Source organism: Arthrobacter rhizosphaerae (assembly GCF_023062595.1).
Taxonomy (GTDB): Bacteria; Actinomycetota; Actinomycetes; order Actinomycetales; family Micrococcaceae; genus Arthrobacter; species Arthrobacter rhizosphaerae.
Map to the genome: position 1 here is coordinate 1 of NZ_JALLAN010000005.1, position 26,693 is coordinate 26,693.

Sequence of the window (26,693 nt, forward strand, 5' to 3'; positions counted from 1 at the left end):
GGCCGCTCACCTTCCCAGGTGGGCGGCCGGCGTCGTACTTTTGTCATCGAGATCCCCACCGGCCCCCCCTCGCCTCGCAAGCTCGGCCAGGCAACCCTGCCGGCGTGGGCCCTGATGCCCTTTTCGACGCTCATAACGGCAGTTACGGAGCAACCGCCGCTAGGACGGGCAGCCGGTGTGCCACCGACGGTTGCCCGCACATGTGTGCTAGATAGGACTGGTGCCCAAATACGTAGATGCCGACCAGCGCCGGCAAGATGTGGTGGAAGCAGTATTCAGGATTATCGCGAGTGACGGCCTTGAGCGCGCATCGCTGAGGGAAGTGGCGGACGAAGCCGGCCTGGCAGTGGGTTCAGTCCGCCACTATTTTTCCAGCAGTGAAGAGCTGCTGGTGCATTCGTTTGGAGTGGTCGTGGACCGCATAACGCGGCGACTGGGTGAAGCAGCACAGGCCGTCGCAGCATGCACCCCTGCTACCAGCGAGCACCGGGAGGCCGTGTTAACCCTGTTGGGCCAAATCCTGCCTCTCGATGAGGAGCGCGCTGTGGATAGCTGTGTCTGGCTCGCTTTCAAGAACGCGGCCCGCATCAGGCCCTTCCTGTTGCCAGAAGCTGACCGGAGTCACCGTGCCGTTGCTGCCGCTATGGGCCAGTTGGTCATGCAGCTGACCGCACCAGCGTCGGACATGTTCGAGGACGCCACTGACAGCGACCCAGGGGGCCACACTGTCGATAGGCAGGCCCTCGTTACGGAGGCTGAGCGCTTGCTTGCCGTGCTTGAGGGCCTGAGCATGCACGCGCTGCTCCAGCCGGAGTGGATGACAGCCCAGATGTGCCACGACGTCCTCGAGTCCCATCTGCGGACCCTTGGCCCTCCCGCCAAAGACCATTAACGCCGCCCTGTATCGGGAATACACTGGGACGGGGGAGATCCAACATCAAGGGAGGCCATTCGGATGCACCAGACAGGCGGTTCCGCCTGGGGGATCACCATGGACACCTCAGGTCCCATGCTCATTGCCCTCTATGTACGGGACGCCGCAGGGCTTGATGGTGCCGGTCGGCCTGCCCTTTCGCATGCAGCCCCAAAGGTTCACCGGGCCAACCACAACCACCTCACTGCCGATGTCGGTGGGATCAGCGCGCTCAAGACCGAGTGGGAGGCCTGGTGGGAGAAGCTGCTGAGATCGCACCCGCAGATGACGCCGGACCTGACTCCTCCTTCCTTCGAGGCGTTCGCCAACTCACCTGCCCTCCAGCGTGTGCTGCAGGCACATTTTGGCGGTGCGCTCAGCTGGGCGCGTGAACGCAGGAGCGACTACGCCACCCTGGAAGCCGAACGGGAGGCGGGTGGCGCCTGCCAGCTTATCGGCGACATCGTGGAGGACAGGCTCATGGAGGTTGGCAGGGAGTCAAGGGATTTCAACCTGACCATTATTGAACTGCCCCTTGACGAGCCACGGGCGTGGTACCTGGAGCCCGACAAAATAGTGATGAGCCAGGACCTCTTGTCGCACCCGGAAACGTTCAGAAGCTATGTCCAGCCCGTGGTGGAGATGCTCGCCTGACTACGGCTGGACTGGTTACTGCCGGGTGGCTACGGGGAATCCCGGGGAGCAACGGTGATGGAAACCTGACCGTTTGGTGCGCCGCTTGGCTGCCAGCCATTCCGTGATTCCCTCAGCCAGCTGTAACCGCCGACATCGACTGCCGTCAGGGATCTCAGCTTGGCGTTGGCCACAGCCCACTGGGCGATGGCCCACGCCTGGCTGTCACTGGACTGGACCACAAGGACGGAACCCTCGAAGGACGCTGGAACGTCGCCGAACGTGGACGTCAGCTCGTCCAGCACAGCCTGGGGGTCACCTGCTTCTTCCGGTGCGCGCAGGGTGCAGTCCAGGGCAGCTGTGGACTGCCCCGTCAAAGCAGAAGCAAAGGCCCTCGCCATGCCCTCATGTTGGGCATAGGCCCGCGGGAAGGCTGAGCGCTGGACCTGCTGGGCGGCAGCAGTTATTTCCAACCCCTCATAGTCCGGGACCTTGACCAGGGCGGCGTAGAACGCGCCACTGGCGTAGTGCGGGTCCATGACTTGCTCTTCAGTTCCCCAACCTTGGGAGGGCCGTTGCTGGAAAAGCCCTCGGGAGTCCGGCCCTGCCTCGTCTCCATACCTGATGTTGCGCAGCTTGGATTCCTGCATTGCCGTAGCCAGGGCAATCGTTGCTGCACGTGGGGGAAGGCCGCGCCTGACAGCCTCCCCGGAAATCAACGCCGCGTTCGCTGCCTGGTCCGTTGCCAGTTCGGTGCGCTGGGAACCTGCAGTGGCAGTGCAGCGCTCAACGATCACATTTTCTGACCGCTGCACAATGGACACTGCGATGTAGATGCCGCCAACCACAAGGGCCATTGCCAGCACCAGCACTAATGCGCGGCGACGGCCACGTCTGTGTGCCACGGAGATGCTCCCTCAGGCCCTTGGGGCCGGTCCGGTGATGTGCGGTGAGTTGATGGCGTCCTGAGGCTGCCGCCTCAGTTGGCGTGTAGAGCCTCGTTAAGCTCTACAGTTTGTCCCTTGCGCGGGAGCACCTCCACGGCGCCTGTGGAAGAGTTCCGGCGGAACAGAAGGTTGGGGACTCCGGAAAGTTCCACTGCTTTGACAACCTTGCTGGTGTCCTCGCCGTCGGGGTCCTTGGGGCCAACTACAAGTACACGGGTTCCCGCGGTGACATAGAGGCCGGCTTCGACCACCGAGTCGCTGCCGATGCTGATCCCAACGCCGGAATTTGCACCCAGGAGGACCCGCTCACCCAAGGCGATCTTTTCCTTGCCGCCGCCCGAAAGGGTGCCCATGATGGACGCGCCGCCGCCAACATCGGTACCGTCTCCTGCGACCACTCCGGCTGATATGCGGCCCTCGACCATTGAGGTTCCCAGGGTGCCGGCATTAAAGTTCACGAAACCCTCATGCATAACAGTGGTGCCTTCCGCGAGGTGGGCGCCGAGGCGCACCCGGTCGGCGTCGGCTATGCGCACCCCACTGGGCACAACGTAGTCCACCATCCGCGGGAACTTGTCCACGCCGTAGACTGTCACGGCTCCACGCCGGCGGAGTTTGGCCCGCGTGAGCTCAAATCCATCCACTGCTGCAGGTCCGAAGTTGGTCCATACGACATTCGGCAGCTTGCCAAAGACGCCGTCGAGGTTGATCGTGTTCGGTTGCACCAGGCGGTGTGACAGCAGGTGCAGCCGCAGATACGCGTCTGCGGTGTCGGCAGGAGATTCGTCAAGGTCAATCTGGACGAAGACAACCTTCTGTTCGGTTCCGCGGTCCGGGTCGGTTCCGCTGGCAGCGATTTCCGCCAAGACACCATCTGCATTGGCCACATCGCGGAGATGCTCGGCTGCAACTCCCAAGGCAGGAGCGGGGAACCAGACGTCCAGCACAGTGGAATCACCGTTGCGTGTGAAGATGGTGGCCACTCCATAGCCATGGGCGGAACGGGTGGCAGAGGGCGCAGCGGAATCAGCAACGGTTTCAGTCATGGCCCCAGTGTATCGAGAGCTGGGCGCCGGACTCGAACTAGACTGTCACCGTGACTGCTCAAACCACTCCAGTGTCCTTGCCTGCTCCGTTGAACCTGCGCCAGGATGTTGCGCTCCTCACAGCGGCCCTGATCGACATCAACAGCGTCTCCGGCAATGAGACGGTTTTGGCTGACGCAGTTGAGGCCGCGCTGCAGAAGGTTCCCCAACTGCGGCTGGTCCGTGACGGAGATGCGATCATCGCCCGAACCGAGCTGGGCCGTTCTGAGCGCGTTATCCTCGCAGGTCACCTGGACACTGTTCCGCTCCCCATCACCGAGGGATCTTTGGGTACTGTTCCGTCCACGTGGGTATCCGGGTCACCGGGCCACGGCATCCTCTACGGGCGAGGGACCACTGACATGAAGGGCGGGGTTGCCGTGCAGCTCGCTCTCGCAGCGTCAATGTTCGACGACGGCGCGGAGCCCAACAAGGACGTGACGTTCGTTTTTTACGACCATGAAGAAGTGGAAGAGGCTAAGAGCGGCCTTGGAAGACTGGTCAGGAACCATGGCGATCTTCTCGACGGGGATTTTGCGATCCTCCTGGAACCAACTGATGGAACCGTGGAGGGCGGCTGCAACGGGACGTCCCGTTTCGAGGTGACCACCATAGGCGAGGCAGCCCACTCCGCGCGTGCCTGGATGGGTACTAACGCAATCCATGCTGCCGCACCCATTCTGGAGAGGCTCGCGGCGTATGAGCCGGCAACGGTTACGGTGGATGCCTTGGACTACAGGGAAAGCCTTAACGCAGTGCGGATCCATGGCGGCACCGCTGGCAATGTCATTCCCGATCGTTGTGTGGTGGAAATCAACTATCGGTTCGCGCCCGACAAATCCCTTGACCAGGCAGAGGCACACGTACGGGAGCTGTTGTCCGGCTTCAGTGTGGTCCGCACGGACGGGGCCCCCGGCGCCCGCCCGGGCCTAACGCACCCCGCTGCCGCGTCCTTCGTGGCTGCCGTGGGGGCTGAACCCAAGCCAAAGTATGGGTGGACCGACGTCGCCCGCTTTAGTGCACTGGGGATACCGGCGGTGAACTTTGGTCCCGGAGACGCACTGCTGGCGCACAAGAATAACGAGCACGTTCAGGCGGAGGCCATCCGCGAATGCCTTCGCGCGCTCAAGATCTGGCTGGCCTGACGGCTGGCAAGACTGCTTCAGCCCGGGATCGGCTTATGACAAAAGGAAGGGGATGAACCGCATTCATGCGGTCCATCCCCTTCCTTTTGAACGCCCTGAATCCTTGGTGTTCGGACCGTTGTTACTTTGCAGAGGCTTCGACTATTGCCGGCTCAGCCTTCGCGACGCCACCGGCGGCCTTTTTGGAGCCACGACGCTCGATCCCGATAGCGAGCCGAGACACTGAGAAGTTAATGGCAATGTAGATCGCGGCAGCCACGAAGAACACCGGGAACAGGAACTGGAAGCCCAGGACGTCAGCCATCAGCTGTACCTTCCTCAGCAATTCCTCGTAGGACACGATGTAGCCGAGCGAGGTGTCCTTAAGCAGAACCACCAGCTGCGCCACAAGAGAAGGCATCATTCGTCGGATCGCTTGCGGGAGCTCAATGATGAGTCGCGACTGGAAACTCGTCAGTCCTACTGTGAGTCCAGCCTCGCGCTGACCCTTGGGCAGCGACTGGATGCCGGCGCGGATGATTTCAGCAAAGACCGCTGAGTTGTAAAGCACCAGACCCGTGACCACCGCGACGAAAGGATTTGTAGCGAAGACGAGCAGCACAAAAAACATCATCAAGACGACGGGCATACCGCGCAGAAACTCCAGCACGACGCGGGTCGGGACTCTGATCCAGGCCACCTCCGAAATGCGGAGGAGGCACAGCAGCAGGCCCAAAGGGAACGCAATGACGGCGGCAACTGCCGCAGCGCTCAGAGTAGCAACTATGCCGTTACCAATCAGGGCCCAGACATCGGGTAGACCGAACACTGCCCAGCGTTGACCTTCGAAGATGCCCTGCTGCGCAAGGGTATAGATGGCGAAGCCCAATAACCCGGCAATAAGGACAATTCCGACCACCGAACCAAGGAGCGAAATGCGGCGGGCTTTTGGTCCGGGGACATCGTAGAGAACAGAAGTCATCGTGCGATCGCCACCTTTCGTTCGACGGTGCTGGCCACTATGCCCAACGGAACGGTAATAAGCAGATAGAAGAAGGCCACGCCGATCAACACCATCAAGACCTGGTCACCATTGGCGTTGGCGAGCTGACGCCCGTAGCCGAAAAGTTCGAGGACAAAGAAGGCGCCGGCAACAGAGGAGTTCTTGACAAGGGCGATCATGATGTTGATGAGCGGCGGCACCACGGAGCGAACCGCCTGGGGGAGGACGATCAACGAGAGTACCTGCGAGAACTTCATGCCGATGCTGCGGGCAGCCTCAGCCTGACCAAGCGGAACACTGTTCACGCCAGAGCGCACGGCTTCGGCAACGAAAGCGGCTGTGTAGGCACTGAGGGCGATAATGGCGGCCACTTCAAACTGCTGAAAGGTGACGCCAAGCCGGGGGAGCACAATGGCCGAGAAGAAAAATGCGATAGTGAGCGGAGTGTTTCGAACGACCTCAACATAGGCCATGCTGAATCCGCGGAGGGCTGCGATGGGGGAGACCCTGGCCGCGGCGAGGAGCGTGCCCACCGCCAAGGCGATCACTCCGGAGACTACGGACAGAAAGAGGGTTCTAAGAAAACCTTCCCAGTACAGCGGTAGGTTTTCGATAATGACGTCCATGGGATCCTTCAGCTGCGTCGGGGTAAATGGAACGAATCGTGCGAACGGCGGTTATCGGGACCCGGATGGAGGCCCCGATAACCGCCGGTTAGTGCTTAGTAGCGGTTCAGCTCAGGAAGTTCAGGGGCAGTCTTGATGACTGAGCCCGCAGTACCTTCCCAGGCCTTCTTGTAGGATCCGTCAGAGGCGAACGCTTCCAGCTGGTCGTTGATCCAGTTTCGGAACACCGTGTCGTCCTTCTTCAGGCCGATGCCGTAAGGCTCCTTGGTGAAGGTTTCGTCTGAAGCGAGCTTGAAGGCGTCCGGTTCCTTGTTGACGAAACCGGCGAGGATGACGTTGTCAGTGGTGATCGCTTCAACCTGCTTGTTGCGCAGAGGCTCCAGGCAAGCGGAGTACGTAGCGGCCGGCACCAGCTCTGCTCCGTACTTCTCCACGATGGTGGCGGCAGGAGTCGAGCCGGTCACCGAACAAACCTTCTTGCCCTTGACATCTTCCGGCTTGGTGATGGACGTGTTGTCCTTGTTGACCATCAGCGCCTGGCCGGCCTCGTAGTACGGGCCTGCAAAGCTGACAACCTGCTTGCGCTTGTCATTGATGGTGTAGGTGGCAACTACAATGTCCACGCGGCTCTGCTCGATGAACGGCTCGCGGTTAGCGGAGACCGTTTCGACCCACTCGATCTTGTCAGCGGCGATGCCCAGCTTGGCCGCGATCAGCTTACCGATCTCGACATCGAACCCGACCGGCTTGCCGTCCAGGCCCTTCTGGCCGAACAGCGGCTGGTCAAACTTGGTACCGATCTTGATGGCTCCGGCTGAAGAGAGCTTCTCCATGGTGGAGCCGGCCGCGAAGGTCGGCTTCTCTGCCACTGTCGGGTTGGTGGTGGCAGTGCCGCCGCCGCACGCGCTCAGGCTCAAGGCCAGGGCTGCGGAAGCTGCAACCAGCAAGGACTTCCGACGGGTCATAAATGCCTTCATGACATTCCTTTCATTGGGCGGCCGAAGCTAACGGCCAGGGTGCGAATTCAGTGGGTGTCAGTGAGTCAGGAGCTTGGACAGGAAGTCCTTGGCCCGGTTGCTCTGGGGGTTCGTGAAAAATTCTTCAGGGGTTGCGTCTTCAACAATCTGGCCATCGGCCATGAAGACGACCCGGTCTGCAGCCTTGCGGGCGAATCCCATTTCGTGAGTCACCACGACCATGGTCATGCCCTCCTTGGCCAGTTGGATCATGACGTCCAGGACCTCATTGATCATTTCCGGGTCAAGGGCAGAGGTGGGCTCGTCAAAAAGCATGACTTTCGGCTTCATGGCCAGAGCGCGTGCGATGGCCACACGTTGCTGCTGGCCACCGGAGAGCTGGGCCGGCAGTTTCGGTGCCTGATGACCGACGCCGACCCTGTCCAACAGCGCCATGGCTTCCTTGTCTGCCTCAGCCTTGGAGAGCCCTTTGACCTTGATGGGACCGAGGGTCACGTTTTCCAGGATGGTCTTATGGGCAAAAAGGTTGAACGACTGGAAGACCATACCGACGTCGGCACGAAGGCGCGCGAGTTCCTTGCCTTCTTCCGGGAGCTTTTTCCCATCGATGGAGATCTCGCCGGTATCAATAGTTTCAAGGCGGTTAATGGCCCTGCACAAAGTGGACTTGCCGGAGCCTGAGGGCCCGATGACTACGACTACTTCGCCCTTGCGGACGTTCATGTTGATGTCCTTGAGGACGTGCAACTGGCCGTAGTGCTTGTTGACAGCATTAAGGGAGACGAGGGCATCGCCGGGCACTTGAGTAGTCATAGGAATGAATCTAGCGAACATTGAACATTTATGACCCGAATCACTCCCACTTCCTGCAGATCGTAATTCAAGAGATACCTGCGGAGTCCGGGCGCGGGAAGGTAAGCGCGAATAGGGAATGGATAAGCGGTGGACACTCCGATCCGCGCTAGCCTTGGTGGATGAGTACCGATCCGCAGCCGCAGCCAGTCCCGGACATCACCGGAGAGTCTTTCCCAGCCCCCGAGCAGGGCGCAAACAACCATGTGGCGACACGGCATAAAGGTCCTCTGGAGTTGCGGCGCAAGCAGGCCGCCGTCGAGATGTCCGACCAGCATTTGCTGGATACCAAAGGTGCGGGCCAGTTCATTCACACTGATCCATGGCGGGTTCTGAGAATCCAAAGTGAATTTGTGGAGGGCTTCGGCGCGCTTGCGGACATCGGTCCGGCAGTCAGCGTATTCGGCTCGGCACGAACAAAACCCGGTACGTCCTACTACGACCTGGGTGTCGACGTCGGAAGGAAGCTGGCAGAAGCCGGCATTGCCGTCATCACCGGTGGCGGACCAGGGTCCATGGAGGCGGCCAACAAGGGAGCAGTGCAAGGCAACGGGCTTTCTGTCGGCTTGGGGATCGAGCTGCCTTTCGAGCAGGGTCTTAACCAGTGGGTGGACCTGGGGATCAATTTCCGTTACTTCTTCGCCCGCAAGACGATGTTCGTTAAGTACGCCCAGGGATTCATTGTGCTCCCAGGTGGCCTCGGCACCCTTGATGAACTCTTCGAAGCCATGGTGCTGGTCCAGACCCGGAAGGTCACGTCCTTTCCGATCGTCCTGCTGGGAACGGCCTTCTGGGGACCGATGATCGATTGGATCCGCGGGACGCTGGTCGAGGAAGGCATGGTGTCGGAGAAGGACCTGGACCTCATCCAGGTGGTTGACGACCCCAGTGATGCCGTTGACCTGGTTCTGAACGGTTCCGTGCCGGGCGCTTCAGGTAGCGGCCGTGCGAACGGCCGGCCCAACGGAGAGCAGCGGCCTGAATAGCAGTAGTTCCTGAACCGCCTCGCTCGGCGTTGTCAGGGTAAACGCAATTCTGTGCAGCCGGGAGAGACTTAGGCGGGCGCCCGATATCTGGCACGATGGGTGCTGTGAGTTTCTTCCTGGTTTTTCTCGCCGTCGCACTGCTCGGCGTCACAGTTTTCTTCGGCACAGGCGTCGGCACCAAGTTCCGCAGCAGGAGCGCCGTCAACGGCGTGCTTGAGGAGGGCTTTGATGAGCCGGTGGCATCGCTCCCCCCGGTTTTGCTGCCAGCGGATCCGAAACCGTCCGACGTCGACCACCTCCGTTTTGCCCTTGGCCTGCGGGGATACCGGATGGACCAGGTGGACCAGGTGCTGGATGAACTCCGTGACAAGCTCGCGGAGAAGGATGCCGAAATCGCCAGGCTCCGCGCAGCCGTTGTTTCCACCGGCTCCGCTGCTTCCCCCGGCTCCGCTGCTTCCCCCGGCTCCGCTGCTTCCCCCGGCTCCGGCATGCGAACGGTGCAGGAGGAAGGCTCTTGAGCGGACAGGAAACGGCTCCTGGCAGGAACTGGAGCTTTACTCGCCCGCGCTCCGGGAGGCGTCTGGACAGGATCATGGCTGATGCCCTTGCCGCGGCCGGCCGATGGCCGTGGTGGCTGCAAGTGGGCGCCGTGTACCTTGGGGCCAGGCTGATCAGTGCTTGCATTTTCATGGCAGCCGCCCTGCACCAAGGCACTAATCCTTGGTTTCCGGCCAAGCCGGATTACTGGAACTTCATCAATATCTGGGATGCCCGCTGGTACGGCGAGATTGCCACCAACGGCTATCCCTCCGAACTTCCCCTGGATGATTCGGGTAACGTCCAGGAAAACGCCTGGGCCTTTTATGCCCTCTTCCCGGTGCTTGGCCGGGCGGTCTCAGGGCTTACCGGGCTTCCACCGGCGGCATCGCTGACTGCAATCGCAATGACCGCAGGGCTTGGCGCTGCCTTGGTGACGTATCGGCTCTTCCGCCACAAGGCCTCCCATGTTGCTGCCCTGTGGGGGATCGTGTTCTTTTCCACGTTTCCCGTGGCTCCTGTGCTCCAGATTCCCTATGCGGAGTCCCTAAACCTGCTGTTGCTGGCTTCAGCCTTGCTGCTCCTGGTCCGGCGCCAGTACCTGTGGGCGATGCCCGTTGTCCTGCTGATGTGCCTCTCCCGGCCCACGGGAGTGCCGTTCGCGGCGACGGCTGGGCTCATCCTTTGCTACCACCTCTGGCAGCATTTCCGGCCTGCAGAGCGGAGAGGGGGCAGTAGTCACAGCGTCGCTGAATTGTGGAGCCTGGCGGGTCTTACCGTGGTCAGTTGCCTCGGGGCCCTGATGTGGCCCGGAATCGCCTGGCTGGTGACTGGTGACATCCGGGCGTATACCAAGACCGAGACAGTCTGGCGCGGGCATGACCTCGTACCCTTCATGCCGTGGTTCGACACAGGCACACTGCTGTTCGGGCCGGTCCTGGGGATTCTGGCCCCCTTCGTGTTCGTTGCAATTTTCGGCCTTGTGATGGTGACTCGGCCTGTGCGTGCACTCGGTGTCGAGCTGCGCCTCTGGTGTGTCTGTTACATGGGGTACCTGCTGGTGTTCCTGCATCCCCAGACCAGTACCTTCAGGATGCTCCTCCCTCTGTTTCCACTGGCACTCAGCGCCGCGCTGGTTTCGAGATCAGGCGCCTACCGGACTGTTGTTGCGATCATGTTCGTCCTCCTGCAAATCGTCTGGATAGTGTGGCTCTGGGCCTGGGCACAGTTGCCAGGAGGCGGAGATTACCCGCCCTGAGCCCTGATTCGCGGCTCTTCCCCGGCGTGTTTTGGACTGCGTGTCGAAAGTCCATCAATTAGCTGTGCGCGGTCAATTACGGGATAATAGAGGTAAGCAAGGACAAATGGCATTCGACAGTGTTCAGCCATGGCGGCTGCGGTAGCGGCCGTCATAGCGGCTTGTTTGACCATGCGGACACAGCCCGTCCGGGCTGGTATGTCCTGGGACTACTGGAGGGGATATTCCTCATGGCGGCTATGAAACCACGCACCGGCGACGGCCCGATGGAAGTAACCAAAGAAGGCCGCAGCCTCATCATGCGTGTGCCGCTCGAAGGCGGAGGACGGCTTGTAGTTGAGCTCAACGCTGCAGAGGCGGCGAACCTGAAGGAATGCCTGGTGGGCGTTACCGAATAGATTCTCCGGGGCGGGGCCGGTAGCCAAGTGGCTGGCGGCCCTGTCCTTTTTAATTCCCGGCCCTAGAGTTGCTCGACGGACCCCGCGCTATTTCTTGACGGCTACGAGCAATCCATCGCCAGTGGGCAACATTGCCGACACCAGACGTTCGTCGTCGCGGATTGCCTTGCCTACCTGGCGCAGGACCACGGTGCTGGCGTCCCGGGCTGCGGGGTTGGAGACCCTGTCCTTATCGAGTGCGTCGTTCACGATAAGGAGGCCACGGGACTTGAGCAGGCGGATCGCCTGTTCGACGTAGCCGGGAAGCCCTTGCTTGTCCGCATCCACAAACACAAGGTCGTAGGCAGCATCCGTCAGACGCGGGAGGACGTCGGCTGCGCGGCCGGAGATCGTGCGCGTGCGGTTGGCCGGGCTGCCGGCTTCCTGGAAGGCTTCGCGTGCTGCCTTGAGGTGTTCCACATCCACGTCGATGGTTGTCAGCACCGATTGCGGTCCCAACCCTCTGAGTATGCAGACACCGGAGACGCCGGCTCCCGTGCCTATCTCGACAGCAGTTTGTGCCTTTGACGCCGCTGCAAGCACGGTGAGGGCGGCACCGACACCGGGACCGATCGGCGTTACACCAAGTTCGAAGGAACGTTCACGAGCGTGCAGCAGCACCTCATCCTCAGCAGGCAGATCTTCTGCATAGGACCAGCTCGTGGACTTATCGGCGCTCATGGAGGATTCGCTTTCTGGGCGGCAGGGGGCGTTTGTAACAGAGTACTGTGTCTGACGCTGTTGACCGGGAAGGTGACGGCGTTGCAGCCTGGAGACTACGTTGTCTACCGGTTCGGGTGGGCGGAAACGGCGCTCTTGGCGAAGAGTGCTCTCATCGCAATTGCGCCTTGGGCTGAAGTGCTTTGGATTTCAGGAAACTCCCAGCCAAATTTGACATGATAATTATCCGGTCATCCAACAGATGGGCGGCACCGAATCATTGGTGTCAGAGCACCAATCGGCGTTAGTACCCATCCACGAGGGGAGTGGACGATGTCAGCATCAGTTGTGGCACCTGTCCCTGCAGTTGAAGATTCGGGAACCCCGGCGGACGCCGTATGGGTCAGGCCAACTTGGGAAGAAGTGGTCACCAACCACTCAGCCAAGGTATACCGCCTTGCGTTTCGCCTGACCGGCAACAAGTACGACGCCGAGGACCTTACCCAGGAAGTGTTCGTGCGGGTGTTCCGTTCCTTGGAAAACTTCAAGCCGGGCACCCTTGATGGCTGGCTGCACCGCATCACTACCAACCTTTTCCTCGACCAGGCGAGGCGCAAGAACCGGATCCGTTTCGATGCCCTTGCCGACGACGCCGAGTCCCGCTTGCCTGGCCGTGAACCCGGGCCGGAGCAGAGCTTTGAGCTCAACAACCTCGATCTCGATGTCCAGGCGGCTCTGGAAGAGTTGCCTCCCGACTTCCGGGCGGCCGTTGTGCTCTGCGATCTTGAGGGCCTTTCCTATGACGAGGTGGCTTTGGCGCTCGGCGTCAAACTGGGCACCGTGCGCTCCCGGATTCACCGAGGACGCACCATGCTGCGGGAGAAGCTGGCGCACCGCGATCCGCGTCCGGCCCAAAGTTTGAAGCCTCGTCTCAACATGCCCCGCATCGCCGGCGTCCTCTGATCGGCCTTATGGGTCGGTCACGTCATCCTGGTCTGTTTCTACGGCTGGTTCAGTCCGTAAAGTCCGGCATCGGCAAGAAGCACGGTGCCTGCAGGGCAACCTTGGAAGCCTGCCCTGATTGCTCCTCTGCCGTGCATCGCGAACGGCAGTACCTGGAGCGGCTGCACAGCGCGGCTGTGCCTGCCGCGCCCGATGATCTCGTCGCCAGGCTTTTGTCCAGGACCCAGGAACTTGCCATGGCTGTCCCTGAACCGGTTTCCAGGATGCGCTCCAGAATGAAGCTGGTTCAGCTCTTGCTGGCCTGCACTGCGGCCGTGGCCGGATTGATGGGTGTGGCCGCGTTCATCGTGGGAGGCGATCCGGTTCCCCAGGCGGGAACAGCAGCCGCTGGCTCCCTGACAGACAAGGGCAACACCTTGGCGGCAGGAAGCGTGCAGGAGCTACGGAGCCAAGGATGGATTTGCCCTGAACTGTCCCGTGCGGGTTTCCACGTGGTTTCAGCCAAGGCCGACGTCATGGCGGGGGAACCGGCGATGGAGTTGCGCCTTTCGAATGGGACGAATCACGCGACCATCATTGAGCAGCACTCCTCTTCTGCCGGAGCGTCTCCGGGGCTTCCCGCGGGTCTACGCGAGCCTGTGAACCCTCTGACCGGGCATGCCGCTTCAGAGGACGGTTTTACCCAGGTGACCACCGGGGACGGTTTGGATGCTGGCAGCCTTTGGGTCTTTTCGGGTAACCCGCAACGAGCGATCTACCAGGTCAATGGCGTCACCTTCGCCTATGTGTCGGATCTGCCGCAGCAGCAGGCAGCGACCGCTTTGGCCGCGCTGACCCAGTCTGCTCCGGGCGCCTCCTTGACGGGTTCTTCAGCCGGACCCGGGTCCTTGGAGGAGCGTGCTGGGGACGAGGATCTGATGGCCCGGTTTCAAAGGGGGATAGGCCGCATCTTTGGCGGCATCACCCCCTCATGACGGACATTCACACCTGTATGCTTCTCTGCCTTTCGCAGGAATCGTCACCGGGCTCCCGGAGAGGGTAATCTTCCTAAAGTGTTTGGAATCAATGGCCCGGAGTTTTTACTTCTGCTGATCATCGGTGTGATGGTGATCGGTCCCCAGCGCCTGCCCGAATACACCCAGAAACTCGCGAACCTGGTGAAGGAAGTCCGCCGGATGGCGTCCGGCGCCCGGGAACAGATTAAAGACGAGGTGGGGATCGACATCGATGATGTCGACTGGAAGAAGTACGATCCCCGGCAGTACGATCCCCGCCGCATCATCAAAGAAGCGCTGTTGGAGGATGACACCAAAGCGGTCAGCGAAGGCGCTCCTGGAGCGGTTGCCGCCGCTGCAGCTGCAACTGCTTCGGAATCGCGCCCCGCACGCGTCGTCGAACGTCTTGCTGACGGTGCAGCCGCGCCTTTCGACTCTGAGGCCACTTAGGGGCAGATACCCTGACTTACCCGGTCAGCGGGGCTGTAGCCCCAGCGATAGACCCGTGAGTCCTCGTGGTCTCGCCGCCAGTTTGCCGGCGATGCTGTTCAAGGCGGATGCGGCAGGTGTCTCGGGGCGGTTGAGAACGATCGGAACACCTGCGTCTCCGCCTTCCCGCAGAAGAATGTCCAGCGGAATCTGTCCGAGCAAGGGGACGTCGGTACCGACGGTGGCAGAGAGACGCTCGGCCAGCACTGCACCGCCTCCGGTACCGAAGAGGTCCATCCGGCTGCCGTCGGGCATCTCCAAATACGACATGTTTTCCACGACGCCCGCCACCGACTGTCCTGTCTGGGTTGCGATGGCCCCGGCTCGCTCAGCGACGTCAGCAGCGGCAACCTGAGGAGTGGTCACCACCAGGATCTCGGCCTTGGGCAGCAGTTGGGCAACGGAGATGGCGATATCGCCGGTTCCGGGAGGCAGATCGAGGAAGAGTGCATCGAGGTCGCCGAAGTAGACGTCGGTGAGGAACTGTTCGAGTGCGCGGTGCAGCATGGGCCCCCGCCAAGCCACCGGCTGGTTGCCGGAAACGAACATCCCGATGGAGATCACTTTGACCCCGTAAGCCACCGGCGGCAGGATCATATCGTCCACCCGGGTGGGTGCCTGTTTGATGCCCATCAGCGCCGGGACAGAGAAGCCGTAAACATCGGCGTCGATGATGCCCACGCGCAGGCCTTGGGCCGCGAGGGAGCAAGCGAGGTTCACCGTTACGGATGACTTGCCCACCCCGCCCTTGCCGCTGGCTACCGCGTAGACCTTGGTCAATGAGCCGGGCTGGTTGAAGGGGATTCCGCGCTGGCCGCCTGGACCGCGCAGCTTCTCCTTCAGGGCATCCCGCTGCGACTGGGTCATCACCTTGAGCTCGACTTCGACGCCGGACACCCCCGGGACCGCTGCGAGGGCAGCTTCGGCGTCTGCGGTGATGGTTCCCCGGAGGGGGCATCCGGCGATGGTCAGCAGCACGGTGAGGCGAACCAACCCAGCCTCTGAAATATCGACTCCGCCCACCATGCCCAACTCCGTAATGGGTCGGCGCAGCTCGGGATCGATGACTGTGGCCAAAGCAGCGTCAACTGCCGGGGCCAATGAGCTACTCATGGAGCGGTACTCAGCTTTCAGGGTGGTTGGGGCTTTCCGGCGGGTTGAGATGCGCAGGCTTGCTGGAGGTTTCCGGCTTGATCTTGGGGATCTGCTGGGTCCGGGGATTGCGTTGCTTCTCCCGGCGTTCCTTCAGTTTTTCGCGGACCTTTTCCTTGGGCGACTCGTGGCTGCCGGCGCCCGAGGGATCGTGCTTCCGGAGTTCCTCCTGGGCTTCCAGCATGTCCTCCAGCAGGCTGCGGAGTTCGGCTCGAACGTAATCACGGGTAGCCACTTCACGCAAGGCAATTCGCAGCGATGCCAGTTCCCGGGTCAGGTACTCCGTGTCGGACAGGTTCCGCTCGGCACGCTGGCGATCCTGCTGCAGGGACACGCGGTCCCTGTCGTCCTGCCTGTTCTGGGCCAGCAACAGTAGCGGAGCAGCATATGAGGCCTGCAGGGACAGCATCAGGGTCAGCAAGGTATAGCCAAGGGCGCGGGAGTCGAATTGCCACTCCACTGGGGCCCAGGTGTTCCAGACGAGCCAGACGACAACGAACACCGTCATGTAGACAAGGAACTGGGGAGTACCCATAAAGCGGGCAAAGCCCTCAGTGCTCTGGCCAAAAGCGTCCGGGTTGGGCGAGAACTTCGGGAGAATCCGCTGACGCCCGCTTAGGGGTGTATCCAGGCCGCCTGTGACGCTTTGCCTGCCGACCAGCCGGCCATTGAGCTTCCGGGGGGCGTTCTGATCAGCCAATGCGGCCTCCAAGTTTCCTTATCGGGACGTCATCCTCGTGGGCACGCCAGTCATCAGGCAACAGGTGATCAAGCACGTCATCAACAGTCACCGCCCCCACGAGCCGGCCGTCGTCATTGACCACGGGAAGCGAGTTCAGGTTGTACGTGGCAAGCGCGCGGGCAACTTCACTGATGTGCGCCTGGTCCGACAACGGTTCAAGGTTTTTGTCCACAAGATTGCCCAGGGGCTCCGGGGGAGGATAGCGCAGCAACTGCTGAATGTGCACAACACCCAGGAACCGGCCTGTGGGTGTTTCCAGCGGAGGCCTGGTGATAAAGATGGACGATGCCAGAGCAGGAGAAAGTTCCTCGCGGCGGACATGGGCCAACGCCTCTGCGACAGTCGCTTCCGGCGGAAGGATCACCGGGACGGGAGTCATGAGCCCGCCTGCAGTGTCCTCGTCGTATTCCAGCAGGCGCCGGACGTCCTCTGCCCCCTCGGGCTCCATCAGCTGCAGCAGCTCCTCGGCCTGCGCTGAAGGCAGTTCGGCGAGCAGGTCCGCGGCGTCGTCGGGATCCATCTCCTCCAGAACGTCAGCAGCACGCTCGACATCGAGGGCGGAGAGGATTTCCACCTGATCGCCCTCGGGCATCTCCTGCAGGACGTCCGCCAGCCGTTCGTCCTGGAGTTCACTTGCCACTTCAAAGCGGCGCTTGTCGCTCATCTCCTGGAGTGCTTCGGCGAAGTCGGCCGGCTTCAGGTCTTCGTGTGTAGCCACGAACTGGGTTGCGGCCTGGGGCTCCGTTTTGGCTACCTGCAAAGCATCGGCCCAGTCGATGATCATGGTCTCATTGCGGCGGAGCCTGCTCAGTGGGGACAGTGAATGACCTCGACGGACAAACAATTTGCTGACGAACCAGTCGCCGGAGCGGTGCCGGTCCATTGCGATGTCCTCGATGGTGGCGTCGCCGCTGCCGTCAGCGAGGGTTACCCGGCGGTCGAACATTTCGGCCACCACGAGCGTTTCTGCACCGCGCTGCTCGAAGCGGCGCAGGTTCACCAGCCCCGTGCAGATGATCTGGGTCTGGTCGATCGAGGTGATGCGCGTCATCGGTACAAAGACCCGTTTCTTTCCCGGAACTTCGACGACGATGCCCACCACGTGGGGGGCGCCGCGGCTGCCGCGGGACAGCACCACGACATCGCGCAACCTGCCCAGACGATCGCCCAAGGGGTCGAAGACGTCCAGTCCAAGTAAGCGCGCGACAAATACCCGCGAATGATTGGTGCTCACTTGTACAGGCTACCGAGTCTGCTCTCTTTTAGCTGAATTTACAGCCGCCACACATGATCATGGGCAAGAATGGGGGTATGTCAAATATTTTTGGTGCTCCTAAGTCGGGCGTTCCGGGGTCCGAAGAGTCCCGCACTGTCCCCACCGGGGACACCGTCGGGTCATATAACTCCTATCTGGATGCCCAAAAGGCGGTGGACTACCTCGCCGACCAGCAGTTTCCGGTGCAGGTTGTATCCATCGTGGGCAACGACCTGAAGATGGTGGAACGCGTCACCGGGAGGCTGAGCTACCCCAGGGTCGCGTTGTCCGGTGCCCTGAGCGGTATGTGGTTCGGCCTGTTCGTGGGCGTCATGCTCTCCTTTTTCTCCCCGACGGGCGGTTACTTCTCCATCGTTGCCTCGGTCCTGATGGGTGCTGCGTTCTTCATGCTGTTCGGCATCGTCACTTATGCGATGCAGCGCGGGAAGCGTGACTTCACGTCCACCAGCCAGGTCGTGGCCACCAACTACGACGTCGTGGTCGCCGTCGAAGCCTCAGGTGAGGCGCGCCGGCTGCTGCAGCAACTGCCCATGACGCCGTCGGACGCTTCTTCCGGCGCACCTCGCTACAACGCACCCCAAGGGCAGGCTCCGCAGCGTCCGGCCAGCTGGAACGATCCTTATGGTCAGGCTCCGGGAGCAGGGCAGCAGCAAGCCCCCGGCGCCACCCAGGAGCCCGGCCAGGCGCCTGCCATTTCACAGGAGGAAGGGCAGAAGATGCCTGCCGGGACCAGGCCTGCGGCGGTCCGCTACCCGGACCTTCCCGACGGGCGTCCCCAGTACGGCGTCCGCGTTAACGGCCCGCAGCCGCAGCAGCAAGTGGCGCAACAGCAGAGCCAGCCGCAGGCGCCGCAGGACAACACTGAGGGCAAGTCCTAGCCACCAAGGATTCAGCGCCAAAGACAGGACGCACGAAGGCCCGTCGGATCTGAGCAGTTCAGATCCGACGGGCCTTCCTTCGTCAGTTCCTGCAGTCAGTCCGTTGTTGCCGACTGGGCTTCCACGTCCTGGTAGATCCCGGCCATCCAGGCCTCCACGTCAGCGGAGCCGCGGGGAAGGGCTGCACTCAGGTTCACAGGGCCGTCAGCCGTCATCAGGACATCGTCCTCGATGCGGACGCCGATTCCCCGATACTCCTCCGGGATGCCGAGGTCTTCATTCTTGAAGTAGAGGCCAGGCTCAATGGTGAACACCATTCCCGGCGTGAGCACGCCATCCAGATAGAGCTCCCGTTTGGCCTGTGCACAATCGTGGACATCAAGGCCAAGGTGGTGGCTGGTGCCGTGCGGCATCCAGCGCCGGTGCTGCTGCCCCTCGGGACTGATGGCCTCCTCAACAGAAACGGGGAGCAGACCCCACTCCGCAAGCCGCTGGGCCAGAACAGTGGTGGCGGCAGTATGGATGTCGCGGAATTTCGTGCCGGGCCGGGCGGCGGCAAATCCGGCATCTGCGGCCTCCAGGACTGCTTCGTAGACTTTGCGCTGGATGTCGGAGAAAACACCGTTGACAGGAAGGGTGCGCGTGATGTCGGCCGTGTAAAGGGACTCTGCTTCCACCCCCGCGTCCAGCAGCAGGAGTTCACCGGCATTGATCTTGCCGGTGTTCCTGGTCCAGTGCAGCACGGTGGCGTTGTTCCCTGAAGCCGCGATGGTGTCGTAGCCGAGTTCGTTGCCCTCTTCACGGGCGCGCGCAAAGAAGGCTCCCTCCACAACGCGCTCGCCGCGGTGATGGGTCAGGGCGCGGGGAAGCGACTTGACCACTTCGGTGAAGCCTTCAACTGTGGCTGCCACGGCGATTTTCATCTGCGCGATTTCCCACTCGTCTTTGATCAGCCGCAATTCCGACAGCGCCTCAGCAAGCTTGTCATCCAAGGCATCCAGGACTCCAAGATCGAGCGTGTCCGGATCCTTGGCAGTGTTGTAGCGGGCGGTGTCCACGAGGGCATCAATGTTCTCGTCCACCTTGCGGACCAGCCGGACGGATACCCCACCGATTTCCGGAGCGCCCACGTTTTTGGTGATGGCTGTCTCGAGTTCATCTATGTGCGCCGTGGCGATCCCTAAGCGGGCTTTGAATTCCGCCAGGGTGGGACGCGGTCCGATCCAGAATTCTCCCGAACGGGAGTCCGCGTAGAACTGTTCCGTGTCCCGGCCGGCCAGCGGCCGGAAGTAGAGGGTGGCGTGGTGGTGACCGCCGTCGTCGCCCTTGCCTTCTTCTACCGGCTCCATAATCAGGACGGCGTCCGGCTCGTGGTCCACGCCAAGGCCGGTCAGGTGCGCGAACGCTGAGTGCGGGCGAAAGCGGTAGTCCGTGTCGTTGGAGCGGACCTTCAAAGGCCCAGCCGGAATGACCAGGCGCTCGCCTTTGAACTGGCCTGAGATGGCGTGTCGCCTGGTAGCCGCATAGCCCGCCACTGCTTCACGCTCAGGGCTGTGTTCAGGGGTGGGGGCCCAATTACTGGCCATAAAGGCCTTGAAGGCATCGGAACTTGGCCGTTGAGAGCGGTTGTTGACACGCTCCTCAAGTGGCTGGGAAGCAGAGTTTTGGGTGGTTTCAGCATCGTTCACGGTCCCATCGTCTCACCAGCGGACCCGGGGTTGGCAACCGTGCCGTCCCTTTGTCCCGCCCGCTGAAGTTGCGAGGACCGGCGGCGCTGGAGTCATCTACTAGGCTGGGCTGGTGAGGATAGACCTGCATGCCCACTCGAACGTTTCCGACGGCACCGAAACCCCTGCTGTGGTGATGCAGGCGGCGGCAGCTGCAAAGCTGGATGCCATCGCCTTGACCGACCATGATTCGACCGACGGCTGGGCACAAGCCTCCGAGGCTGCCCTCGTGGCCGGGGTTGCTTTCGTGCCAGGAATTGAAATCTCGTGCCGGACTGCTAAAGGAATCAGCGTTCACCTGCTGAGCTATCTCCATGACCCCGCGCACCCTGGCCTGTTGGAAGAGATTACCAAGGCAAAGGACGCGCGCCTCACCCGTGCAGAACACATGGTGACGTTGCTTGCGGAGGACTATCCGCTGACCTGGGATGACGTTATTCACCATGTCGCTCCCGGGGCAACCCTCGGCCGCCCGCATATCGCAGACGCCCTGGTGGCCGCCGGAGTCGTTTCAGACCGCTCAGAGGCCTTTTCCTCGATCCTGACATCCCGTTCCCGGTACTTCGTCCAGCACTATGCGCCGGACCCTGCCGTCGCCGTCGAACTCGTCCGGGCAGCCGGCGGCGTACCGGTATTCGCTCATCCGGTGGCATCAGCACGGGGCAGGATCGTGGGGGAGCAGACGTACCAGGAAATGATTGACGCCGGGCTGGCCGGGCTCGAGATCGAGCACCGGGACAATCCGGAGGAGGGCAGACGGTTCCTTCGGCGGCTGGCGGAACGCCACGATTTGCTCGTGACAGGCTCCTCTGACTATCACGGAACGGGAAAGCCGAACCTGCTCGGTGAAAACCTTACGGCCCCCGAAGTTCTGGTCCGGATCGAGGAAATGGGCACGGGGTGCACCGTGGTCCGTACCTGAATCGGGTCTGCTGGGTACCTGAATCTTCCCAACAGATACTCACCTCTATTGACTGCCGGAATCGCCTGAGTAACCCTGCGCATGGGGGAGCGCCGCGATCTGTGGTGGGTTTTCGTTCCTCCGGGAACGGTGCCTGAAGAATTTATCCCCGGTCATAGAGGCAACTTTCAAAATGGGGAAGGCTTTGCCTTGCTCGTCAATGCAATTTGTGACTCGCAAGGATCTGTTCTTGCCCATCGGCAGATGGCTCACGGCATACAGCTGATGGAAAGCTGCTGACAGCACCAGAGGTGCAAGACTGGTCGGTCCCGTGGCGTTGCCGCCGGGACTTCGCCTGCCGGGCAGGACCTCGCTTACCCGCTACTGTGCCGGTTCCGGTGTCAACGCCGGTTCCGGCGTCAACGGGTAAGAAGTGAAAACGGCGGAGCTACCGAACCGCTTGGTCATAACGTCGATGGCCGGAAGGTTCTGGTCCACGCACACGAATTTCCGGTTCAGCTTCGCAGCTACCGCTCCGAGGGTCCCGGAACCAGCGAAGAAATCAAGGCACCAGTCGCCCGGACGGCTGGATGCGGCTACTACGCGACGCAGGAGCCCTTCCGGTTTTTGCGTGGGGTAGCCCGTTTTTTCCTTACCAGTCGGAGAGACGATGGTGTGCCACCAGACGTCAGTCGGCAGCTTCCCAAGTTCCCTCTTCGCCGGCGTGACCAGGCCCGGCGCCATATACGGCTCCCGGTCCACTTCCGCGCTGTCGAAATGGTACTTCGCAGGATTTTTTACGTAGACGAGGATGTTGTCGTGCTTTGTGGGCCAACGGAATTTGGCCCGCGCCCCGTAGTCGTAGGCCCAAATGATCTCGTTGAGGAAGCACTCCCGGCCGAAAATGGCATCCAGCATGACCTTGGCATAGTGCACTTCCCTGTAGTCCAGATGCAGATACAGGGTTCCATCGTCCGCCAGGAGCCGCCAGGCTTCCACCAGCCGCGGTTCAAGGAAGGACCAGTAGTCGCTGAACGCATCGTCGTAGCTGTGCAGTGCGCCCTTGATGGTGTCGTAGGACCTGCCCTTGAAACCCACGCGGTCCCCGGCACCATCGGGATTCACCACCATCTTCGTTTCCTGTCGCCGCTGGGAGCGGCCGGTGTTGAAGGGTGGATCCACGTAGATGAGTGTGAAGGCGCCGTCCGGCAGCGTGGGGAGGAAAGCTGCGTTATCCGCGTGTACCACCAGGTTGCTGCCGTCCGGCGCCCAGACAGTGTCAGTCATTGAGGGGTTTAGGCCTCAGTGGTGTTGGACTGCGCGTCGCCGCCAGCCACCACTTCACCGTTACGGCGACGGGTGCGGGTCCGGGTGCGCCGCGCACGTGCGGGACGGTCCGTGTCAGCCTGCGCCGGTGCTTCGGCTGCCGCCGGGGCAGCAGCGCCGCTGGCTGCTTCGTTTTCGGGAGAACGACGACGGCGGTCACCTGTGCGTCCGCCTGTATCGCCGCCGCTGCGCCGGCTGCCTGAACGGGCGCCGTCGCGGTTTCCGGAACGTGCGCCGTCCCGGCCGCCACCGTCCCTGCCACCGGAGCGGCTGTTCTTCTTGCCGGTTTCGCCCAGGTCCTCCAGGACCTCGGCATCCACACCGGCAAGGGTCCGCTTGCTGCGAGGCAACCTTCCCTTGGTGCCCTCGGGGATGTCGAGTTCCTCGAACAGGTGCGGCGAGGACGAGTAGGTTTCCACCGGTTCCGGAACGCTCAGGCCGAGGGCCTTATTGATCAGGCCCCAGCGGGGCATGTCATCCCAGTCCACGAACGTAACGGCCGTGCCCTTGTTGCCGGCGCGGCCTGTGCGTCCAACACGGTGCAGGTAGATCTTCTCGTCTTCAACACACTGGTAGTTGATGACGTGGGTGACGTCGTCGACGTCGATGCCGCGGGCGGCGACATCCGTGGCGACAAGGACGTCTACCTTGTTGTTGCGGAAAGCCCGCAGCGCCTGCTCGCGGGCACCCTGACCGAGATCGCCGTGAATCGCGGCGGACGCGAAGCCGCGGTCCACGAGTTCCTCGGCGACTTTCGCGGCGGTGCGCTTGGTTTTAGTGAAGATGATGGTACGGCCACGGCCCCGGGCCTGCAGGATGCGGGCCACAACCTCAATCTTGTCCATGCTGTGGGCACGGTAGATCAACTGGCGGATATCGCGCTTGGTCAGGCCTTCATCGTCCGGGTCTGCAGCGCGGATGTGCGTGGGCTGCGTCATGTAGCGGCGGGCCATGGCGATGACCGGACCGGGCATGGTGGCGGAGAACAGGAGGGTTTGCCGCACTGCCGGGGTACCTGCAATGAGGGTTTCAACGTCCGGCAGGAAGCCCAGGTCAAGCATTTCGTCGGCCTCGTCGAGGATCACGATTTTGACGTTCTTGAGGCTGAGGTGCTTCTGCTTGTAGAGATCGATCAGGCGACCCGGCGTGCCTACAACCAACTCGACGCCCTTCTGCAGCGCGTCAACCTGGGGCTCATAGGCACGGCCGCCATAAATGGTGGCGATACGGGCGTTGCGTTTCCGGGAGGCGTTCTGGAGGTCATTGGCCACCTGGACTGCGAGTTCGCGCGTCGGGACGATGACCAGTGCCTGGGGTGCTCCCGGAACCGCGAGCTTGTCAAAGCCGGGATCGTCCCTGCCCACGATGCGCTGCAGGGCTGGAATACCAAAGCCCAGGGTTTTGCCGGTACCTGTCTTGGCCTGACCGATGATGTCGTGGCCGGAAAGGGCCACCGGCAGCGTCATGGCCTGGATAGGGAACGGATGGGTAATCCCGGCGTCGGCGAGGGATTCGACGATGTCGGCGCGGACGTTAAAATCAGCGAAGGACTTTTCTTCGATCTCGTGCGGTTTCTCGTCCGAGATGATGGTTTCTTCGGGCTCGATCGATTCCGTTCCGGTGTCGTCGATAAGAAGTTGGTGCGTGTGCAATTCACTCACAGTGGAGTTTCCTTATTCATTTGGGCTTAGGCGCTGCCTGCTCAACGGGGCGGTTTGATGAGCCGTTCCGGAGCACGCTCGGGCGCGCTAGCAAATCCAGTGGAAGCCGATCGCGGGCTATCTATGCTGGCACTGGTGACCAACTGGTGTGTCTCAAGATCGCGTAGGGGCGGGCTTGTTGATTCATTAAAAGGAAGGAAATCAACGACCGGGCATCCATTACTACACACTCAGTCTAGCTGTTGAGACGAAAAGCACCGGACGCGACCCGATTTGGTCAGCCCACGAGCTCCAGCAGGACCTCCGGAGCGGAGATGTCGCAGGCCACGAGCCGGACCCGGACGTTGGTGCCGGGTTCAAGCTCTCCCGTACATCTGGCCGTGACCGCAGGCTCTGCAATCTGCACGATTCCGGAAGGCCCTGACCCGTTTAAGTTGCCGTTGCCGTTACTGCCATTCCCGTTGCCGCCATTGCCGTTGAGTTTGCCTTGCCTGGATGCGGAGATAACCACGGCCTCGAATTCCTGTCCGATGTGGTTGACCAGCAGGGCGGCCTCAACAGTGTTGAGGGCGAGGCGTTCCATGCGGCCTGCGAGTTGGTCGGAAGCGGCCATGATGGCCGGCAGCGACGGAAGGGCTTCGCGCGCCCAGCGGGGGACGTCAGCGCCGTTGCTCAGCGCTTCGCAGATGACCAGGACGAACCGGTCCACGAGCCTGCGCAGCGGTGCAGTGGTGTGCGCATAACTGGCACCGATGGCCGACTGAACGGCGTTCTGCGGGACAGTTCCATCAAAGGGAGTGTAGTTTGCGCCGCGGAACAACATCCCCGCCGAGTGCAGGATGGCCAGTTGCTTGGGATCCTGGGGATCGAGGGTGCGCAGGTATTCCCCGTAACTGAATTGACCGTCCCAGGGCTTGCCCAGAGCCTGCGTTTGAGTCCGGAAATTATCAAGGGACCGCTCGTCGGGGGCTGGCATGGTCCGGAGAATACCCACCTTGCCGGCCAGCATGAGTTTCGCGGCTGCCATCCCTGTCATGAGGGAGATCTGTGCGTTCCAGTCCTCCACTGGAAGCTGGGGTGTTGCAATGATCCGGTAGCCGCCGTCGGGAAGCTGTTGGATTTCCTGTTCGGGCATGTTCAGGCTTGCACCCTCTCTGCCCCGCTCCAGCTCGACCCTCTTGATCCCCACCTCCTTGAGAAGCTGCAACATGGGTGGCGCGGTTCCTGTATCAAGCTGTGTCTGGGCCTGCCTGTAGCTGAGCTTCGACCGGCTCCGGACTGTTGCCCGCCGCACCACTACGTTTGAAACTTCAGCCGCGTGGTCGAGGTCGAATTCCCAAACGAAGGCCGAGCAAAGCTGACCTTCCAGCAGGCTGCCGGCCTGCTCGCTGATTACCTCGGGATGCAACGGGATACGGCCGTCGGGTGCGTAAAACGTCTGGCCTCGCCGTCGGGTTTCTGCGTCAAGGGGACCGCCCGGCTCCACAAAGGACGGCACGTCGGCGATGGCGTAATAGACCTTGTAGCCTTCACCGGCCCTATCTATAAAAACAGCCTGGTCAAGATCAGTCGACGACGCCGGGTCAATGGTGATGAATTCGATGCCGGTGAAATCCAGGTCCGGCAGGCGGTGGTCCGCGACAGCCTGTTCGGCTTCCTTGAGGGCCTCGTCCGGGAACGCTCCGGGCAGCTCCAGGCGGACGCGCAAGGCACTGAGCGCCGCGGCCAACTGGTTGCCCTGAGCATGAACACTTGGAGCCAGACGATGATGTGACACGAAAATCAGGTTAGCCCGATTTGCCCCATTAGTCTTGGATCATGAGCACTTCCCCCACAGACAACGCTCGCCGGGACCGCTTCCTAACGGATCTCTTCGGAGTCATGGCCTACGGGGAGCTTTCCGCCTTTGAGAGATACTCTGCGGACGCGCGTTACTCGCCCACCCTCCATGACCGGGCCGTTCTGGGCAGGATCGCCGTGCTGGAATTCGAGCACTACGAACTGGTCAGTGCACGGCTTGCGGGGATGGGAGTCGATGCTGAGGAAGCCATGTTGCCCTTCCAGCCCGCCATTGACCATTTCCACGACCGTACGCGCCCTGCTGACTGGTACGAATCCCTGATGAAGGCGTATGTGATTGACACAGTTTCGGCTGACTTCTACCGTGCAGTGTCCGAGTATGTTGAGCCGGAAAGCCGGCAGCTGATCCAGCAGGTCCAGTCGACGGAAGAGATCACGGAGATCCTTCGTGCACGGCTCAAGAAAGCGTTGTCCGATGATCCCAGGTTGGCGTCGAGGCTGGCGTTGTGGGGCAGACGGTTGCTGGGGGAGGCTCTCACCCAGGCTCAGCGGGTGGGTTTCGAACGTGCTTTCCTGTCAGGCCTCATGGTCAGCCCTGGCAATGAGGCAATAGATGCGGACTCCCCAGCGGTCAAGGACGAGGCAGAAGCCAAACTCATGGTTGCTGCCTTAATGAAGGAGCTGGCAGGGAACCACTCCCGACGCATGACCCAACTTGGCCTCACAGGCTAGTTGAGGGGCTTCG

27 protein-coding genes are annotated in these 26,693 nt (G+C 61.7%); 13 read left to right on the forward strand and 14 right to left on the reverse strand.

Annotation, left to right across the window (positions count from 1 at the left end):
• Positions 1-220: 220 nt before the first annotated feature.
• Both MU551_RS08185 and MU551_RS08190 read left to right on the forward strand, forming a co-directional pair.
• The gene (locus MU551_RS08185; protein WP_247042402.1) at positions 221-892 is read left to right on the forward strand and encodes a TetR/AcrR family transcriptional regulator; all 672 of its coding nucleotides are present in this window, start codon (positions 221-223) and stop codon (positions 890-892) included.
• A gap of 63 nt (positions 893-955) precedes the next feature.
• Positions 956-1,567, forward strand: a complete 612-nt coding sequence (locus tag MU551_RS08190; protein ID WP_247042403.1) for a hypothetical protein — start codon at positions 956-958, stop codon at positions 1,565-1,567.
• A gap of 29 nt (positions 1,568-1,596) precedes the next feature.
• Here the strand turns inward: MU551_RS08190 and MU551_RS08195 are convergent, their stop codons facing one another.
• On the reverse strand, positions 1,597-2,451 hold the full coding sequence (locus tag MU551_RS08195; RefSeq protein ID WP_247042404.1) for a hypothetical protein: 855 nt from the start codon (positions 2,449-2,451) through the stop codon (positions 1,597-1,599).
• Positions 2,452-2,525: 74 nt separating this feature from the next.
• Positions 2,526-3,539 (reverse strand): 2,3,4,5-tetrahydropyridine-2,6-dicarboxylate N-succinyltransferase, encoded by a 1,014-nt coding sequence (gene dapD, locus MU551_RS08200; protein ID WP_247042405.1) that lies wholly within the window; start codon positions 3,537-3,539, stop codon positions 2,526-2,528.
• A 50-nt stretch (positions 3,540-3,589) separates the two neighbouring features.
• Between dapD and dapE the strand changes: the two genes are divergently transcribed.
• Positions 3,590-4,723 (forward strand): succinyl-diaminopimelate desuccinylase, encoded by a 1,134-nt coding sequence (gene dapE / locus MU551_RS08205; protein ID WP_247042406.1) that lies wholly within the window; start codon positions 3,590-3,592, stop codon positions 4,721-4,723.
• A gap of 121 nt (positions 4,724-4,844) precedes the next feature.
• Here dapE and MU551_RS08210 read toward each other — a convergent pair whose 3' ends face one another.
• The 4 genes from MU551_RS08210 to MU551_RS08225 all read right to left on the reverse strand — a co-directional run bounded on the left by MU551_RS08210 (position 4,845) and on the right by MU551_RS08225 (position 8,121).
• The gene (locus MU551_RS08210; RefSeq protein WP_247042407.1) at positions 4,845-5,684 is read right to left on the reverse strand and encodes an amino acid ABC transporter permease; all 840 of its coding nucleotides are present in this window, start codon (positions 5,682-5,684) and stop codon (positions 4,845-4,847) included.
• The gene (locus MU551_RS08215; RefSeq protein WP_247042408.1) at positions 5,681-6,331 is read right to left on the reverse strand and encodes an amino acid ABC transporter permease; all 651 of its coding nucleotides are present in this window, start codon (positions 6,329-6,331) and stop codon (positions 5,681-5,683) included. Before MU551_RS08215 ends, MU551_RS08210 begins: the two co-directional genes overlap by 4 nt.
• Before the next feature lie 95 nt (positions 6,332-6,426).
• Positions 6,427-7,308 carry a glutamate ABC transporter substrate-binding protein gene (locus MU551_RS08220; protein WP_247042410.1) on the reverse strand — a complete coding sequence of 294 codons (882 nt, stop codon included), beginning with the start codon at positions 7,306-7,308 and terminating at the stop codon, positions 6,427-6,429.
• A 57-nt stretch (positions 7,309-7,365) separates the two neighbouring features.
• The gene (locus MU551_RS08225) at positions 7,366-8,121 is read right to left on the reverse strand and encodes an amino acid ABC transporter ATP-binding protein (RefSeq protein WP_247042412.1); all 756 of its coding nucleotides are present in this window, start codon (positions 8,119-8,121) and stop codon (positions 7,366-7,368) included.
• Positions 8,122-8,282: 161 nt separating this feature from the next.
• Between MU551_RS08225 and MU551_RS08230 the strand changes: the two genes are divergently transcribed.
• The 4 genes from MU551_RS08230 (at position 8,283) to MU551_RS08245 (ending at position 11,339) form a co-directional block, all read left to right on the forward strand.
• A complete protein-coding gene (locus MU551_RS08230; RefSeq protein ID WP_372489817.1) occupies positions 8,283-9,146 on the forward strand; it encodes an LOG family protein in 864 nt (287 codons plus the stop codon).
• Positions 9,147-9,241: 95 nt separating this feature from the next.
• Positions 9,242-9,664, forward strand: a complete 423-nt coding sequence (locus MU551_RS08235) for a DivIVA domain-containing protein (RefSeq protein WP_247042415.1) — start codon at positions 9,242-9,244, stop codon at positions 9,662-9,664.
• Between the two features lie 74 nt (positions 9,665-9,738).
• A complete protein-coding gene (locus MU551_RS08240) occupies positions 9,739-10,941 on the forward strand; it encodes a putative hexosyltransferase (protein ID WP_247043115.1) in 1,203 nt (400 codons plus the stop codon).
• Positions 10,942-11,171: 230 nt separating this feature from the next.
• Positions 11,172-11,339 (forward strand): DUF3117 domain-containing protein, encoded by a 168-nt coding sequence (locus MU551_RS08245; RefSeq protein ID WP_009357720.1) that lies wholly within the window; start codon positions 11,172-11,174, stop codon positions 11,337-11,339.
• Positions 11,340-11,426: 87 nt separating this feature from the next.
• Here the strand turns inward: MU551_RS08245 and MU551_RS08250 are convergent, their stop codons facing one another.
• Positions 11,427-12,059, reverse strand: coding sequence for an O-methyltransferase (locus MU551_RS08250; protein WP_247042416.1), 633 nt, complete (start codon positions 12,057-12,059; stop codon positions 11,427-11,429).
• A 312-nt stretch (positions 12,060-12,371) separates the two neighbouring features.
• Between MU551_RS08250 and sigE the strand changes: the two genes are divergently transcribed.
• The 3 genes from sigE to MU551_RS08265 all read left to right on the forward strand — a co-directional run bounded on the left by sigE (position 12,372) and on the right by MU551_RS08265 (position 14,446).
• Positions 12,372-13,001 (forward strand): RNA polymerase sigma factor SigE, encoded by a 630-nt coding sequence (gene sigE, locus MU551_RS08255; RefSeq protein WP_247042425.1) that lies wholly within the window; start codon positions 12,372-12,374, stop codon positions 12,999-13,001.
• A gap of 8 nt (positions 13,002-13,009) precedes the next feature.
• On the forward strand, positions 13,010-13,975 hold the full coding sequence (locus MU551_RS08260) for an anti-sigma factor (protein ID WP_247042428.1): 966 nt from the start codon (positions 13,010-13,012) through the stop codon (positions 13,973-13,975).
• A 78-nt stretch (positions 13,976-14,053) separates the two neighbouring features.
• Entirely contained in the window at positions 14,054-14,446 is a 393-nt protein-coding gene (locus MU551_RS08265; RefSeq protein ID WP_247042430.1) for a twin-arginine translocase TatA/TatE family subunit, read from the forward strand.
• Positions 14,447-14,470: 24 nt separating this feature from the next.
• Here the strand turns inward: MU551_RS08265 and MU551_RS08270 are convergent, their stop codons facing one another.
• Genes MU551_RS08270 through MU551_RS08280 form a run of 3 tightly spaced genes read right to left on the reverse strand, consistent with a single transcriptional unit; the run spans position 14,471 to position 17,613 of the window.
• A complete protein-coding gene (locus MU551_RS08270; RefSeq protein WP_247042437.1) occupies positions 14,471-15,598 on the reverse strand; it encodes an Mrp/NBP35 family ATP-binding protein in 1,128 nt (375 codons plus the stop codon).
• A 10-nt stretch (positions 15,599-15,608) separates the two neighbouring features.
• Positions 15,609-16,349, reverse strand: a complete 741-nt coding sequence (locus MU551_RS08275) for a DUF1003 domain-containing protein (protein WP_372489818.1) — start codon at positions 16,347-16,349, stop codon at positions 15,609-15,611.
• The gene (locus MU551_RS08280; RefSeq protein ID WP_247042445.1) at positions 16,330-17,613 is read right to left on the reverse strand and encodes a magnesium transporter MgtE N-terminal domain-containing protein; all 1,284 of its coding nucleotides are present in this window, start codon (positions 17,611-17,613) and stop codon (positions 16,330-16,332) included. Before MU551_RS08280 ends, MU551_RS08275 begins: the two co-directional genes overlap by 20 nt.
• 77 nt (positions 17,614-17,690) lie before the next feature.
• Between MU551_RS08280 and MU551_RS08285 the strand changes: the two genes are divergently transcribed.
• Positions 17,691-18,533 carry a YflT domain-containing protein gene (locus MU551_RS08285; protein ID WP_247042447.1) on the forward strand — a complete coding sequence of 281 codons (843 nt, stop codon included), beginning with the start codon at positions 17,691-17,693 and terminating at the stop codon, positions 18,531-18,533.
• A 95-nt stretch (positions 18,534-18,628) separates the two neighbouring features.
• On the opposite strand, the gene MU551_RS08290 is transcribed toward MU551_RS08285, so the two are convergent.
• Positions 18,629-20,221, reverse strand: coding sequence for an aminopeptidase P family protein (locus MU551_RS08290; RefSeq protein ID WP_247042448.1), 1,593 nt, complete (start codon positions 20,219-20,221; stop codon positions 18,629-18,631).
• 112 nt (positions 20,222-20,333) lie between these two features.
• Here MU551_RS08290 and MU551_RS08295 point away from each other — a divergent pair, with 112 nt between their 5' ends.
• Complete coding sequence (locus tag MU551_RS08295; RefSeq protein WP_247042452.1) at positions 20,334-21,182, forward strand: PHP domain-containing protein; 849 nt, start codon at positions 20,334-20,336, stop codon at positions 21,180-21,182.
• 360 nt (positions 21,183-21,542) lie between these two features.
• Here the strand turns inward: MU551_RS08295 and MU551_RS08300 are convergent, their stop codons facing one another.
• The 3 genes from MU551_RS08300 to MU551_RS08310 form a co-directional block, all read right to left on the reverse strand.
• On the reverse strand, positions 21,543-22,448 hold the full coding sequence (locus tag MU551_RS08300) for a DNA-methyltransferase (RefSeq protein WP_247042453.1): 906 nt from the start codon (positions 22,446-22,448) through the stop codon (positions 21,543-21,545).
• Between the two features lie 8 nt (positions 22,449-22,456).
• A complete protein-coding gene (locus MU551_RS08305) occupies positions 22,457-24,148 on the reverse strand; it encodes a DEAD/DEAH box helicase (RefSeq protein WP_247042454.1) in 1,692 nt (563 codons plus the stop codon).
• Positions 24,149-24,425: 277 nt separating this feature from the next.
• On the reverse strand, positions 24,426-25,925 hold the full coding sequence (locus MU551_RS08310) for an RNB domain-containing ribonuclease (protein WP_247042455.1): 1,500 nt from the start codon (positions 25,923-25,925) through the stop codon (positions 24,426-24,428).
• A 41-nt stretch (positions 25,926-25,966) separates the two neighbouring features.
• Between MU551_RS08310 and MU551_RS08315 the strand changes: the two genes are divergently transcribed.
• Positions 25,967-26,680 carry a ferritin-like fold-containing protein gene (locus MU551_RS08315; protein ID WP_247042456.1) on the forward strand — a complete coding sequence of 238 codons (714 nt, stop codon included), beginning with the start codon at positions 25,967-25,969 and terminating at the stop codon, positions 26,678-26,680.
• Positions 26,681-26,693 lie beyond the last annotated feature (13 nt).

What these genes read in the sequence shown, in the direction of transcription:
- MU551_RS08245 (WP_009357720.1), top strand. Translation starts at nt 11,172, where the DNA reads ATGGCGGCTATGAAACCACGCACCGGCGACGGCCCGATGGAAGTAACC.
- MU551_RS08260 (WP_247042428.1), top strand. Translation starts at nt 13,010, where the DNA reads ATGGGTCGGTCACGTCATCCTGGTCTGTTTCTACGGCTGGTTCAGTCC.
- MU551_RS08235 (WP_247042415.1), top strand. Translation starts at nt 9,242, where the DNA reads ATGGGTGCTGTGAGTTTCTTCCTGGTTTTTCTCGCCGTCGCACTGCTC.
- MU551_RS08210 (WP_247042407.1), bottom strand. Translation starts at nt 5,684, where the DNA reads ATGACTTCTGTTCTCTACGATGTCCCCGGACCAAAAGCCCGCCGCATT.
- MU551_RS08250 (WP_247042416.1), bottom strand. Translation starts at nt 12,059, where the DNA reads ATGAGCGCCGATAAGTCCACGAGCTGGTCCTATGCAGAAGATCTGCCT.
- MU551_RS08240 (WP_247043115.1), top strand. Translation starts at nt 9,739, where the DNA reads ATGGCTGATGCCCTTGCCGCGGCCGGCCGATGGCCGTGGTGGCTGCAA.
- MU551_RS08220 (WP_247042410.1), bottom strand. Translation starts at nt 7,308, where the DNA reads ATGAAGGCATTTATGACCCGTCGGAAGTCCTTGCTGGTTGCAGCTTCC.
- MU551_RS08315 (WP_247042456.1), top strand. Translation starts at nt 25,967, where the DNA reads ATGAGCACTTCCCCCACAGACAACGCTCGCCGGGACCGCTTCCTAACG.
- MU551_RS08270 (WP_247042437.1), bottom strand. Translation starts at nt 15,598, where the DNA reads ATGAGTAGCTCATTGGCCCCGGCAGTTGACGCTGCTTTGGCCACAGTC.
- MU551_RS08285 (WP_247042447.1), top strand. Translation starts at nt 17,691, where the DNA reads ATGTCAAATATTTTTGGTGCTCCTAAGTCGGGCGTTCCGGGGTCCGAA.
- MU551_RS08225 (WP_247042412.1), bottom strand. Translation starts at nt 8,121, where the DNA reads ATGACTACTCAAGTGCCCGGCGATGCCCTCGTCTCCCTTAATGCTGTC.
- MU551_RS08230 (WP_372489817.1), top strand. Translation starts at nt 8,283, where the DNA reads ATGAGTACCGATCCGCAGCCGCAGCCAGTCCCGGACATCACCGGAGAG.
- MU551_RS08215 (WP_247042408.1), bottom strand. Translation starts at nt 6,331, where the DNA reads ATGGACGTCATTATCGAAAACCTACCGCTGTACTGGGAAGGTTTTCTT.
- MU551_RS08300 (WP_247042453.1), bottom strand. Translation starts at nt 22,448, where the DNA reads ATGACTGACACTGTCTGGGCGCCGGACGGCAGCAACCTGGTGGTACAC.
- sigE (WP_247042425.1), top strand. Translation starts at nt 12,372, where the DNA reads ATGTCAGCATCAGTTGTGGCACCTGTCCCTGCAGTTGAAGATTCGGGA.
- MU551_RS08190 (WP_247042403.1), top strand. Translation starts at nt 956, where the DNA reads ATGCACCAGACAGGCGGTTCCGCCTGGGGGATCACCATGGACACCTCA.
- dapD (WP_247042405.1), bottom strand. Translation starts at nt 3,539, where the DNA reads ATGACTGAAACCGTTGCTGATTCCGCTGCGCCCTCTGCCACCCGTTCC.